Origin of the sequence: Corynebacterium sp. LK2590 (assembly GCF_040946105.1) — a bacterium.
GTDB lineage: Bacteria > Actinomycetota > Actinomycetes > Mycobacteriales > Mycobacteriaceae > Corynebacterium.
Map to the genome: position 1 here is coordinate 41,882 of NZ_JAYWMH010000006.1, position 13,021 is coordinate 54,902.

General features: G+C 68.4%; 8 protein-coding genes, 1 tRNA gene and 1 pseudogene. 4 read left to right on the forward strand and 6 right to left on the reverse strand.

Annotated elements, in window-relative coordinates:
* The first annotated feature begins 65 nt into the window (after positions 1-65).
* The gene (locus tag VVR85_RS08300) at positions 66-893 is read left to right on the forward strand and encodes a cytochrome c biogenesis CcdA family protein (protein ID WP_368520453.1); all 828 of its coding nucleotides are present in this window, start codon (positions 66-68) and stop codon (positions 891-893) included.
* Positions 894-930: 37 nt separating this feature from the next.
* Here VVR85_RS08300 and VVR85_RS08305 read toward each other — a convergent pair whose 3' ends face one another.
* The 3 genes from VVR85_RS08305 to VVR85_RS08315 form a co-directional block, all read right to left on the reverse strand.
* Positions 931-1,551 carry an MBL fold metallo-hydrolase gene (locus VVR85_RS08305; RefSeq protein WP_368520454.1) on the reverse strand — a complete coding sequence of 207 codons (621 nt, stop codon included), beginning with the start codon at positions 1,549-1,551 and terminating at the stop codon, positions 931-933.
* 83 nt (positions 1,552-1,634) lie between these two features.
* Positions 1,635-2,741, reverse strand: a complete 1,107-nt coding sequence (locus tag VVR85_RS08310) for an S-(hydroxymethyl)mycothiol dehydrogenase (protein WP_368520455.1) — start codon at positions 2,739-2,741, stop codon at positions 1,635-1,637.
* 125 nt (positions 2,742-2,866) lie between these two features.
* A complete protein-coding gene (locus VVR85_RS08315) occupies positions 2,867-3,703 on the reverse strand; it encodes a GDSL-type esterase/lipase family protein (protein WP_368520456.1) in 837 nt (278 codons plus the stop codon).
* Between the two features lie 171 nt (positions 3,704-3,874).
* Here VVR85_RS08315 and VVR85_RS08320 point away from each other — a divergent pair, with 171 nt between their 5' ends.
* Complete coding sequence (locus tag VVR85_RS08320; protein ID WP_368520457.1) at positions 3,875-5,530, forward strand: AMP-binding protein; 1,656 nt, start codon at positions 3,875-3,877, stop codon at positions 5,528-5,530.
* A 103-nt stretch (positions 5,531-5,633) separates the two neighbouring features.
* On the opposite strand, the gene VVR85_RS08325 is transcribed toward VVR85_RS08320, so the two are convergent.
* Positions 5,634-5,706 (reverse strand) — tRNA-Thr (locus tag VVR85_RS08325).
* 79 nt (positions 5,707-5,785) lie between these two features.
* Positions 5,786-6,997 carry a DNA polymerase III subunit delta' gene (locus VVR85_RS08330; RefSeq protein WP_368520458.1) on the reverse strand — a complete coding sequence of 404 codons (1,212 nt, stop codon included), beginning with the start codon at positions 6,995-6,997 and terminating at the stop codon, positions 5,786-5,788.
* Between the two features lie 45 nt (positions 6,998-7,042).
* Between VVR85_RS08330 and VVR85_RS08335 the strand changes: the two genes are divergently transcribed.
* Both VVR85_RS08335 and VVR85_RS08340 read left to right on the forward strand, forming a co-directional pair.
* Positions 7,043-8,575 carry an adenylate/guanylate cyclase domain-containing protein gene (locus VVR85_RS08335; RefSeq protein WP_368520459.1) on the forward strand — a complete coding sequence of 511 codons (1,533 nt, stop codon included), beginning with the start codon at positions 7,043-7,045 and terminating at the stop codon, positions 8,573-8,575.
* An 88-nt stretch (positions 8,576-8,663) separates the two neighbouring features.
* A complete protein-coding gene (locus VVR85_RS08340) occupies positions 8,664-9,968 on the forward strand; it encodes a DUF418 domain-containing protein (protein ID WP_368520460.1) in 1,305 nt (434 codons plus the stop codon).
* Here the strand turns inward: VVR85_RS08340 and topA are convergent.
* A pseudogene (gene topA / locus VVR85_RS08345) lies at positions 9,928-12,944 on the reverse strand (type I DNA topoisomerase). The gene VVR85_RS08340 and the pseudogene topA sit on opposite strands and share 41 nt — an antisense overlap.
* Positions 12,945-13,021 lie beyond the last annotated feature (77 nt).

Sequence of the window (13,021 nt, forward strand, 5' to 3'; positions counted from 1 at the left end):
GCTGGGAGCTTAAAGGGAAGACTTCAAGAGCTTAAAGAGACTTCAGGAGAAAGGAGACGCACCGCATGGTGGAAATCGGCCTGCTGGGTTCCTTCCTGGCCGGGGTCTTGTCACTGCTCAGCCCCTGTTCCGCGCTGCTGCTACCGGCCTTTTTCGCCTACGCCTTCCGGTCGGTGACCCAGCTGGTGGCCCGGACCGGGGTGTTTTTCTGCGGGCTGGCGGCCGTGCTGGTGCCGGTGGGCACGGGGCTGGGAGGAATCGGCGGCCTGTTTAACCAGCACCGCGAGGCCGTCATCACCGCCGGCGGGGCCGCCATGGTGGCCCTCGGGATCTTTATCGCCCTCGGCGGCGGCTTCACCCTCCCGGGGCTGGGCCGGCTCAGCCAGCAAGTCCGCGGCGACGGCTACGTGAGCGTCTTCTTGCTGGGCTGCGTCTACGGCTTCGCCGGGTTCTGCGCCGGCCCCCTGCTGGGTGCGGTCCTCACCACGGCCGCCGTCAGCGGTTCCTTGGGCTACGGGGCGCTAACGATGCTCTCTTACGCCCTCGGCATGACCATCCCCCTGTTCGTTCTGGCCGCCGCCTGGGATCGCTTCGATCTGGGTCGCCGGCCCTGGCTGCGCGGGCGTCCCCTGCAGCTGGGGCCCATCCGCACCAATTCGCTGTCGGTGCTGGCCGGGGCCCTGTTCGTGGGCATCGGGGTGCTGTTTATCTTCTCCCACGGCACGAGCCTGCTGCCCAGCCCGGTGGGCACCGAGGAGGCCTTTGCCGTGCAGGAATGGGTGGCACGCCTGGCCAGCTGCGTCCCCGACGCTTGGGTGGCCTGCGGGATCAGCGGGGTGGCGGCCGCAGCGGTGGGCCTCAAGGCCGCCCGCACCCCGGCCCCAGCCGGGTAATGTCCAGCCCGGCCCTCCCAGTAATCGCTAGCGGCGCTTAGTAGCCGCGGCGCACGTACTCGTCGATGCGGTCGGCCTCAGCCCCGACCGTGGTGGAATCGCCGTGCCCGGGCAGCACCCGGGTCTCGGCCGGCAGGAAGAAGACGACGTCGCGCAGGGACTCGACGATGACATCGAAGTCGGAGTACTTGCGCCCCGTAGCCCCCGGGCCACCCGAGAAGAGGGTGTCGCCGGAGAGCAGGGTCTCCTCGCCCGGCAGGTAGAGCACCACGCAGCCCGGGGAGTGACCCGGCGTGTGCAGCACGCGGATCTCCTCGCCCTTGAGCAGGAAGCGCTGCCCGTCGTAAAGGTGGAGGTAGGGCTCGTTGCCGTTCGACTCCTGCCACAGGACGTCGTCGTCCGGGTGCAGGTAGACCGAGGCGTTGAAGCGGCGGGCCGCCCGCGGGGCCAGCTCGCAGTGGTCGTTGTGGGCGTGGGTGAGCAGGATGGCGCGTACCTCGCGGTCGCCCACCTGGTCGGCAATCGCGTCCAGATCGTGGGAGGGGTCAACCACCACGACGGAGTCGCCGACCGACAGCACGTAGACGTTGTTGTCGACGTCCCAGCAGCCGCCGTCGAGGCAGAACTTGCCGGAAGTCACCAGGTTTTCAATCCGCATGTGGTTAGTCTCCTTATCGTGCGGTTACTCAGACAGGGGAATCAGGGATCTAGGGGCGTGGAGGCGCGGCCTCAATCTCCGGCCTAGATCTCGACGACCGAACGCAGGACCTTGCCCTCCTGCATGGTGCCGAAGGCGCGCTCGACGTCGTCCAGGGCGATCCGCTCGGAGACGAACTTGTCCAGCGGGAACTGGCCGTTGCGGTGCAGCGAGACGTAGGCAGGGAAGTCGCGCTCCGGCAGGCAGTCGCCGTACCAGGCCGGACGGATGGATCCGCCGCGGCCGTAAAGGTCGATGGCCGGCACGTCGACGTGGTCGGTCAGGTTGGGCACGCCCACCATGACCAAGCGGCCGGCGTGGTCGCGGGAGTAGAAGGCCTGGCGCCAGGTGGGCTGGATGCCCACGGCATCGATAGCCACGTCGACGCCGAAGCCCTCGGTGAGCTCGCGGACGGCGTCGATGACCTCCTGCTCCTCCATGCCGGCGGAGCAGATGGTGTCGGTGGCGCCGAATTCGCGGGCCACGTCCAGCTTGGACTGATCCAGGTCGACCGCGATGATCTTGGCGGCCCCGGCCAGCTTGGCGCCGGCCACCGCCGCGGTGCCCACGCCGCCGCAGCCGAAGACGGCGACCGACTCGCCCAGCTGGACCTCGCCGGTGTTGACGGCCGCGCCGAGGCCGGCCATGATGCCGCAGCCCAGCAGGCCGGCGGCGGCCGGATCCTCGTCCGGATCCACCTTGGTGCACTGGCCCTCGTGGACCAGGGTCTTCTCGGCAAAGGCGCCGATGCCCAGGGCCGGGGTCAGCTCGGTGCCGTCCTCCAGGGTCATGGCCTGGGAGGCGTTGAAGGTGTCGAAGCAGTACTTCGGCTCACCCTTCTTGCAGGCCCGGCACTCGCCGCACACGGCGCGCCAGTTCAGCACCACGAAGTCGCCCTCGGCGACGTGGGTGACGTCCTCGCCGACCGTCTCGACGATGCCGGCCGCCTCGTGGCCGAGCAGGAAGGGGTAGGCGTCTTCGATGTCGCCGTTGCGGTAGGCCAGGTCCGTGTGGCAGACGCCGCAGGCCTGGATCTTGACGACAACGTCATTCGGGCCCGGGGCCGGGATGACAATGTTGACCTTCTCGACTTCCGCGCCCTTCGAACGGGCGATTACACCAGATACAATCTGTTCATTCTTCTCGCTCATACCCGCGAGCCTACCCATGTTTTCACTACCCGGCAGCTAATGAAAACAACCCCCAATTGCCGGGGCAACCAGGGGTTTAGGCGCCCGCTCCTCCCCGCAGAACGGGCGCGGAAGAACGGGCGAGACTACGACGCCGCCAGCACGTTCGCGATGTGCTCGTGGCCGCGGGCATTGACGTGCAGCGGCAGGTTGCCGCCGCCCGCGTTGAAGTCCACCAGGCCGGCCCACTTGCGGTTGCCGTCCGGGCCGCACATGCCGGCGTTGCGGGTCGAGGGCTTCAGGTCGACGAACTCGGTGCCGGTCGCGCGGGCCAGGTCGACCTGCATCCACTGGGCCTTGTTCTCAAAGTCGGCGACCTGCGGCAGCGGGGTGCGGTCCCAGGAGGAACCGGCGTGGATCAGGCAGTAGTGGATCCCGTCGCCGATGGTCGGGTAGCCCACGATCTGGATGCGGGCGTTGGGGGCGGCCGCGCGGATGCGGTCGATGAGCGGGCGGTTGAAGCGGACGAACTTGTCCCGGATCTGGGCCTGGTTCAGGTTCGCGTTGTTGTAGGTGTCGTTAAAGCCGGTGGCGTAGATGACGCGCGCCGTCGACGGGTTCAGCGCCCCGCGGGCGATGGCGGTGTCGATCTGCGCGGAAATCTGCGGCCCCGGGGACATGGAGGCCGCCCCGGAGCAGGAGAAGTCGCGCACCGGCAGGCCCAGCTTGGCGCCGGTGCGGGCCGCGTAGTTGTTGCCCTTCGGGCAGTTGACCCCCAGCGGGCGCTGGTCGAAGGCGCCGCCGATGCGGTCGCGCAGGTAGGTCCCCATGTCCGGGTCCGCCAGCACCGAGTCCCCGAAGGCGACCAGGTTGCGCTCGGCGGCCTGGGCCTGCGGGGCGGGGGCGGCCAGCAGCGCCGCCAGCAAAGTAAAGACAGAAACAAAGACGGCTAGAACAGGCTTTTTCAGTAGATCGACAGACACGAGCTTCCTTTCTCCGCTACATTCCCCTACAAAAGTACACTATATTCACAGCCACAACGACCGGTACTTATCAATCGCTGCACACGCCCCCGGCATTACCGGCGGGTAGCGCCGGGCCACCCCCGCGGCGATATACCGGATGTCAACCCCGTAGCTTTTAGATTGGTATTTATGTCTTTTTCCTCGGCGGCCCACTCCCTGTCCTTCCACTCCCGGGCGCTCGCGCGGCTGGCTGCCAGCCTGGTGCGCACCGGCATCGTCAGCCCCGCCGGAGGGGTGCGCGCCGCCGCGGCCACCCCGGCAATCCTGGCCCGCTACCGCTTCACCACGGCCCGCGAGCTCGAGCAGGGCGCCCGCGCCTGCCCCGACCGGCTGGCGCTCATCGACGACGACGGCACCCTGACCTACCGCCAGCTGCGCGATCAGGCCCGCACCTTCGCCCGCCACCTGCTCTCGCTCAACCTGGACGAGATCCGCCTGGGCGTGATGGCCCGAAACGGGCGCGGCATCATCATCCCGCTGGGCGCGAAGGGCCTGGCCGGCGGCAGCATCTTCCTGCTCAACATCGGCTCCTCGGCCGAGCAGCTAGCCGGCGTCATCGCCGAGAACAAGATCAACGTCCTGGTCATGGACGACGAATCCGTCGACCGCCTGCCCGCCGGCGTCAACGAGACCACCCACGTCATCATCGCCCACGAGTCGGGGCAGGCGCACAAGGCGGGGCGCTGGCCGCGCCTGGCCGACATCGTCCGCCACCCGGAGCGCGTCGATCACCTGCGCCTGCCCGTCCTGCCGCGCCACGGCCACATCGTGCTGATGTCCTCGGGCACCACGGGCATCCCGAAGGGCATCATCCGCAACGAGCCCACCCTGCCGGTGGTGGTCGCCTCCATCATGTCGACCATGCCCTGGCGCGCCGATCAGCGCATCCAGCTGACCGCGTCGATCTTCCACACCTGGGGCTGGGCCTGCCTGAACATCGCGCTGGCGGCCCGCAACACCATCGTCACCCGCCGCGTCTTCGATCCGGTCGCCTGCCTGCGCGACATCCAGCGCTACCGCCTCGACGGGCTGCTGTCCTCCCCCGTGTTCTACCTGCGCATGGTCGAGGCCGATCCCGACGGCGCTTACGATGCCTCCTCGCTGCGCTTCATCGCCTCCTCCGGGCACGCCCTGAGCCCGTCCATCGTGCAGCGGACCATCGACCGGTTCGGCCCCATCCTGTGCAACATCTACGGTTCCACCGAGCTGGCCCTGGCCGCCACCGCCACCGCCGAGCAGATCGCCGCCGATCCCACCATCGGCGGGCAGGTGGCCTCCGGCACCCGCCTGCGCATCCTCGACCGCGAGGGCCACGAGGTCCCCCGCGGCGAGGTGGGAGAAATCTACCTGACCAACTCGACCGCCCTGATCGGCTACACCAACCCCACCATCCAGTCCAAGCAGGCCCAGGGGCTTATCTCCATCGGGGATCTGGGGCGCATCGATGCCGACGGCAACCTGCACGTGGTCGGCCGCGCCGACGACATGATCATCGTGGGCGGCGAGAACGTCCACCCCCAGTCCGTCACCGAGGTCCTCGAGACCATGGACGGCATCCGCGAGCTGCATTCCGCCGGCGTCGAGGATCCGGAGACCTTCGCCCGCGTGGCCGTCTGGGTGGTGCCGGAGGACTCCCCCGCCGGCAAGGAACTGACCGCCGACAAGATCCGCGAGTTCGTGCGCGCCAACCTAGCCGATCACTCCGTGCCCCGCGACGTCCACTTCCTGGACCTGCTGCCGCGCAACGCCACCGGCAAGGTCGTGCCCCGCCAGCTGCCGCGCTAGGCCGGGCCGGGCCGGACTGGGTCGGGCTGGATCGGGCCCGCCGCATGCGAAAACCCGCCGGCCTCCTGGGAAAACCTAGGGAGACGGCGGGTTATTTCACGAGAGCCGCTTGCGAGAATCGAACTCGCGACCTTTTCATTACGAGTGAAACGCTCTACCGACTGAGCTAAAGCGGCCTGCTGGTACCACAGCAGTACTGTGCAGCACCGCAAAGTTTAACCTAGCCGGTCCCCAATCGAGAAATCAGGTCGAGCATCAGGCCCCGCAGGCGCGCCGCAGGCGGCCGACCAGCCCGTCGAAGGCGGTGCCGGGGGCGACGTTGACGGCGATGTGGTTGCGGCAGGTCACGATCGCCTCCTGGCAGGCGACCAGCCCTTCCTCCCCGACGCGCTGAGCCAGCTCCTGGGCCAGGCCGGAAAAGTCCGGGTGGGTCATCTCCACGTCGGCGCCCACCCGCAGCATGAGCGCGTCGCGGTAGATGCCGGCCAGATCCACCAGCGCCAGGTCCAGCAGGTCCCGCACCCGGCGGGTGGCCCGCTTCTTCTGGATCTTTTCCAGATCCTTGACCGCCGATCGCACGTCGCGCTGGGCCTTGGCCGCCCCCTTGCCCTTACCGCCGGCCCCGTAGGCCTTTTCCAGGTCGGCCTTTTCCTTCTCGTCGGCCTCCGCGCCGGCCTCCTTGGACTCCTTCTCAATGGCCTTGATTAGGGCGCCGGCGGCCTGGAAGCCCCGGGGGCCCTGGAAAACCTCCTCGGCCAGGTTGATGGACTGGGCGCGGCGCCGCTGGACCGCGGGATCGGTGACCAGGCGCCGGGCCCGGCCCACGTGGCGCAGGGAGGTCACGGCGGCCAGCCGGGCATCGGATTCGCCGGCGCCTTCGGCCACCAGCTGGCTCACGATGGCCTCCGTCGACGGCGCCGGGATGTACAGGTGCCGGCAGCGCGATCGCAGGGTCTGCGAGAAATCCTCCGGGTCCGCCGAGGGCGCCAGCATGACGATGACCGTGCTGGCCGTGGGCTCCTCGACCGTCTTGAGCAGGGCGTTGGCCGCCCCGTCGGTGAGCCGATCGGCGTTTTCGAAGATGATGACCCGCCAGCGCGCCACCGTCGGGCGCGAGGCCGCCTGGCCGATGATGTCGCGGACCGTGTCCACCGCGATCGATAGCTCCTGGGGGCGCAGGTAGACCAAGTCGGTGTGCCGGCCCTCCTCGAGGATGCCCCGGCAGGACGCGCATTCGCCGCAGCCCAGTTTTTCGCCCCGCTCGCACATCAGCGCCGCGGCGAAGGCGAGCGCAGCCTGGGAGCGGCCGGCCCCGGGAGGCCCGGTGAACAGCCAGGAATGACTCATCGCGCGGGGGTCTGCCCCCGGCAGACCGCGGGCCCCGGCCGCCGCCCGGAGGATGGTGTCCCGGACCGCGGGGGTGTCGGCCAACCGCTGTGCCACATCTGGAGTACTCACCCGCCCCATCCTACTAACCCACAGTGCGGCGGCGAGCGGTTAGAGTATTAAGACATGAGCTCTACTGTGCGGAGACTGCGATGGCTACTGGAGACCCAGTGGCCGATCTATGCCGCCGTCGTCCTCGGGGCCAACATCATCGGGGCCGTGGCCATCATGATGTTCGTCGCGGTATTCCTGCCCATGCCGGAGATCGCCGAATTCAAGGAGAGCGTGCCGGGCCTGGCCTGGATCGGCGTGCTCTACGTGGTCTTCGCGGTCATCGTCGGCATCGCCGTGACCCTGCTGCTGTTTAGGCCGGTGTTGGACTGGCAGCGCAACCCGGACGCGCACGATCCGAACATGGTGCGCAACCTGGTGCTGCGCATCCCCGTCTACCAGGCCGGGGTGGCGGCCGTGGTCTGGGCCATCGGCATCGTCATTTCCGTGATTCTGACCAGTTCCGTCGACGGCCGCCTGGGCCTGGTGGTGGGGCTGTCCACCATCCTGGCCGGCATGGTCGTGGTCCTGCTGACCTACCTGCAGGCCGAGCGCCTGGTCCGCCCGGTCGCCGCCAACGCCCTGGCCCGCCGCTTCGAGGACTCCTCCCTGGAGCCGCCCATCAAGACCCGCCTGACCGCCTCCTGGGCGATGACGGCGGGCGTGCCCATGCTGGGCATCGTCCTGCTCCTGCTGGGGCAGCGCTCCGGCTTTTTTACCTCCGATGCCGACGACCTCATCCCCGCCATCCTGGTCCTGGCGATCACGGCGATGGGCACCGGCTTCATCGGCACCTCCTTCGCCATCATGAGCGTGGTCGATCCCATCCTGGAGCTCCAGGACGCCATCAACCGGGTGCGCCGCGGCGAGCAGAACGTCGAGGTGGACATCTACGACGGATCCGAGCTGGGCGTGCTGCAGGCCGGCTTCAACGAGATGATGAAGGGCCTGCGGGAGCGCCAGCGGGTGCGCGACATCTTCGGCCAGTACGTCGGCACCGAGGTTGCCCAGCGCGCCCTGGAGGAAAGCCCGGAGCTGGGCGGCGAGGACCGCAAGGTCGCCGTGCTGTTCATCGACGTCATCGGTTCGACCACCTTCGCGGTCAACCACACCCCGGAGAAGGTCGTCGAGGAGCTCAACAAGTTCTTCGAGCACGTCGTGACCGTGGTGCACCACAACCACGGCATCATCAATAAGTTCCAGGGCGACGCGGCCCTGGCGGTCTTCGGCGCCCCCATCAACGTCAACGACTCAACCTCGATGGCCCTGCAGGCGGCCCGCGAGCTGCGCCAGGAGCTGCGCAACCTGGAGCTGCAGGCCGGCATCGGGGTGGCCGCCGGGCACGTGGTGGCCGGCCACATCGGCGGCGCCGATCGCTTCGAGTACACCGTCATCGGCGACGCCGTCAACGAGGCCGCCCGCCTGACCGAGCTGGCCAAGGACACCCCGGGCCGCGTGCTCACCAACGCCTCGACCCTGCGCACCGCCAACGAGGCGGAGCAGGCCCGCTGGACCTTCATGAAGTCCATCGAGCTGCGCGGGCGCCGCCGCATGACCCAGCTGGCCCGGCCCATCCGCGCCACCCTGGCCGACCGCGCCGAGCAGTAGCCCGCGCAGTAGCCCGCAACACCGGCCGGGAAAGAGCGCCGGCGACCGCCGCCTGCGCGGCCGGGGCCATTAAGTTATCTTTTTAGGCATGACTCAACCGACTCATAGGCCCCGCATGGTCGTGCCCGACATCGCCCGCGGGCTGGCCCTGCTGGGAATCTGCATCGCCAACATGTCCACCGCCTGGCTGACCCACGGGACCGGACCGGCGGGGATGTTCGGCGGCATCGACGGCGACAGCACGGCCGATAAGGCCGCAGCGCTGTTCGCCGCGATGTTCGCCCACGACCGCGGGCTGCCGATGTTTTCCACCCTGCTGGGCTTCGGCGTAGGCCTTATCACCATGAGCCTGTGGCGCCGCGGCTTCCCGCTGCCGGCTACCCGGTCCGTCATCGTCAAGCGCTACGGCCTTCTGGCCGTCTTCGGTCTGGCCCACGGCATCTTCCTGTTCAGCGGCGACATCATGATGTTCTACGGCCTGTGCGGCATCCTCATCGCGCTCCTGCTGTCGTTGACCGACAAGGTCTTGCTGCGCATCGCCTACGGCCTGCTCGGGCTGGTCAGCGTCGGCGGGGCAACCATCGCCGCCCTTGCGGCCTGGCTGCGCGACGATTTTGCCGGCGCCGATCCCTTCAGCGCGGGGGCAACGGCCCCGGCCGAGACCTTCCTGGGCATGCTGGGCGAGAACCTCATCGTGATGCTGGGCCAGCTGGTCGGAGCCCCGCTGTTTATGCTGATGTACCTGCCGGTGATGCTGGTCGGCTTCGTCTGGGCCCGCCGGGGCGTGCTCGCCGACGTCGACGCCCACCGCGGCACCCTGCTGGCCTGGACCGGCATCGCCGCCGCCGTCGTGCTACTTATCGGGCTGCCCTGGGGGCTGTGCGCCATCGGGGTCCTGCCCGACAACCTCACCCCGGTGTTCGCGGCCCTCAACTTCACCGTCGGCATCCTGAGCGGGCCTGGCATCCTCGCCGCAGTCGCGCTCGTGCTCAACCCGGTGCAAAAGGCCGTCTCCACCGGCGCGGCGATGCCGCGGTGGCTGTGGCCGTTCAGCGCCCTGGGCAAGCGCTCGATGAGCGGCTACGTCATGCAGTCCGTCATCCTGCTGACGCTGACCTTCCCGTTCACCGCCGGCATCGGCGCCGACTTTAGCGCCGCCCAGATGCTGGGCCTGGCCTTTGTCACCTGGCTTATCACCCTGGTGCTGGCTTGCGTTTTGGAGGCGCTGGGCGCGCCCGGCCCGCTGGAATGGGCCCACCGGCGCCTGGCCTACGGGCCGACCCGGCGGGCCGAGCTGCCGGCCAAGTACCGCACGCCGCAGGCGCCCGGCACGCCTGACGCGGCCAACTCGCCTACTTCGACCGGCGAGAACCCGCCTTCACCACGTTCTTAGTACCCGGCGACGGCTTCTTGCCGTCTTCTTCGTCGACTTTTTAGTCGACTTCTTGCCGGCCTTCTTGGTCGATTTCTTAGTCGACTTCTTGGTCGTCTTTTTGCTCGACTTCTTGCCCGCCTTCTTGCTGGCCTTGGAACCGCCGTTGGCGGCCTCCTTGGCACGACGCTCCGAGAGCAGCTCGTTGGCGCGCGCGTCGGTCATGGCCTCGGGCTTATCGCCCTTGCGCAGGGAAGCGTTGGTGGTCCCGTCGGTGACGTAGGGGCCGAAGCGGCCGTCCTTGACCGTCATCGGCTTGCCGGAGACGTCGTTGTCGCCCAGCTGCTTCAGCGGCGGCTGCGCGGCCTGGCGGCCCCGGCGCTTCGGCTCCGCGTAGATGCGGCGGGCCTCGTCCAGAGTGATGCTGAAGATCTGCTCCTCGTTGGCCAGCGACCTAGAATCCGTCCCCTTCTTCAGGTAGGGGCCGTAGCGGCCGTTCTGGGCCGTGATGACCTCCCCGTCGGACGGGTCCACGCCCACCTCGCGGGGCAGGGAGAGCAGCTTGAGGGCCTCGTCCAGGGTGACCTCGGAGGGTTCCATCGAGCTAAACAGCGAGGCCGTGCCCGGCTTCAGCTTCTCGTCGATGTACTGGGCGACCCGCTTTTCCTTCTGCTTGGCCGCGGTCTTGGTCTCCCAGTTCTTGGCGCGCTTGCCCTCGGCCGCCCGCTGCGCGTCCTCCTCGGCGCGCTCCTTGGCGACAACCTCCTCGGCCTCTGCCTCCGCCGTGGCGCGCTCGTCGTCGCGGACCACCTCGGTCACGTACGGGCCGAAGCGGCCCTCCTTCGCCACCACCATGCGGCCGTTGGCCGGGTTCTCGCCCAGCTCGCGGCCGCCCTGCGGGGTGGCAAACAGCTTTTCGGCCAGCTGCTCGGTCAGCTCGTCCGGGGTGGTGGTCTCCGAGAGGTTGGCGCGCTGGTAGACCGGCTCCCCGGTCTCCTCGTCGCGGCCGATGACGCGCTCGATGTAGGGGCCGTAGCGGCCCACGCGGACCACCACGTCCCGGCCCTCGGAGTCGGTGTAGAGCTTCAGGGAGTTGACCTGGCGGGCATCGATCTGCTCCAGGTTGACGTCGATGAGCGACTTCAGGCCGCCGTGGCGCGCCACCGATGCCGCCTTCTGCTGGCCCACCTGCGCGTTGCCGAAGTAGAAGTCCTTCAGCCACTGGGTGCGGTCCTGGTTGCCGGCCGCGATGGCGTCCAGCTCGTCCTCCATCGAGGAGGTGAAGTCGTAGTCCACCAGCTCGGTGAAGTTGTTCTCCAGCAGGCCGGTGACCGCAAAGGCCACCCAGCTGGGCACCAGGGCGTTGCCGCGGGAGACGACGTACCCGCGGTCCTGGATGGTCTTGATGATGGACGCGTACGTCGACGGGCGGCCGATGCCCAGGTCCTCCATCTTCTTGACCAGGCTGGCCTCGGTGTAGCGGGCCGGCGGGTTGGTCGAGTGGCCCTCGGCCTTGAGATCGGCGATGGTCAGGCCCTGGCCCTCGCGCAGCTGGGGCAGGCGCTTGCTGGCGTCGTCCTTGTCATTCTTGCGGCCCTTGCCCGGGTTGCTCGGGTCCTCGTAGGCCTTCAGGAAGCCGGGGAAGGTGATGGTGCGGCCGGTGGCGGTGAAGTCCACCTCGTTGCCGGTGGCGGCCGTGCCGGCCACCGTGACCTTCATGGACGTACCCTTGGCGTCCTCCATCTGGCAGGCGACGGTGCGCTTCCAGATGAGGTCGTAGAGGCGGAACTCCTCCGCGTCCAGCTGGCCGGACAGCTGCCCCGGGGTGGCGAAGGACTCGCCGGCCGGGCGGATGGCCTCGTGGGCCTCCTGGGAGTTTTTGACCTTGCGGTCGTAAACGCGCGGGGAGCTAGCCACGTATTCCTGGCCGTAGATGCTGGTCGCGGCGTTGCGGGCCGCGTTCAGCCCCTGCTTGGACAGCGAGGTGGAGTCGGTACGCATATAGGTGATGTGACCGTTTTCGTAGAGGCGCTGCGCAATGCGCATGGTGCGCTCCGACGTGAAGTGCAGGCGCCGGCCCGCCTCCTGCTGCAGGGTCGAGGTCATAAACGGCGGGTAGGGCTTGCGGGTATAGGGCTTGTGCTCCACGCTGGCCACGCTCACCGACTGGCCGTTCAGCCCGTCGGCCAGGGCCTCGGCCTGCTCCTGGCCCAGCACCACGACGTCGTCGTTCTTGACGCGCCCGCGGTCGTCGAAGTCGCGGCCGACGGCCACGCGCTGGCCATCAACGGCCGCCAGGCGGGCGGAGAAGGTCCGCGGCTCCTCGGATCCGCTGTTGCCGGTGTCCAGGTCGGCGGCCAGGTCCCAGTAGTCGGCGGCGATGAACGCCATGCGCTCGCGCTCGCGCTCGACGATGACGCGGGTGGCCACCGACTGCACGCGGCCGGCCGACAGGCGCGGCATGACCTTCTTCCACAGCACCGGGGAGACCTCGTAGCCGTAGAGGCGGTCCAGGATGCGTCGGGTCTCCTGGGCATCGATGAGGTTCTCGTCCAGCTCGCGGGTGTTTTCGGCCGCCTCCAGGATGGCGGACTTGGTGATCTCGTTGAAGACCATGCGGCGCACCGGCACCTTGGGCTTGAGCACCTCGAGCAGGTGCCAAGCGATGGCCTCGCCCTCGCGGTCGGGGTCTGTTGCGAGGAAGAGCTGATCGCACTGCTTCAGCTTGGCCTTGAGGTCCGCGACCTTTTTCTTCTTGTCAGCGCTGATCACGTACAGCGGCGTGAAGTCGTCCTCCGGGTTCACGCCCAAGCGCGCCCAGGACTCCTTCTTGTATTTCGCCGGTACGTCTGCCGCCCCGCGGGGAAGATCCCGGATGTGGCCGACCGAGGCTTCGACTATGTAGTCGTCGCCCAAATACGGCTGGATCTTTTTCGCCTTGGTCGCCGACTCTACGATGACCAGGGTCTTGCCCGACGTGTCGGAAGCTTCTGCCACTTCGACTTCATCCCTTTCGAGGCTTTCTCACACGAGACTTACGCTGTCCGCCCCGCCTTGGGCGCCGCGCGCTTTTA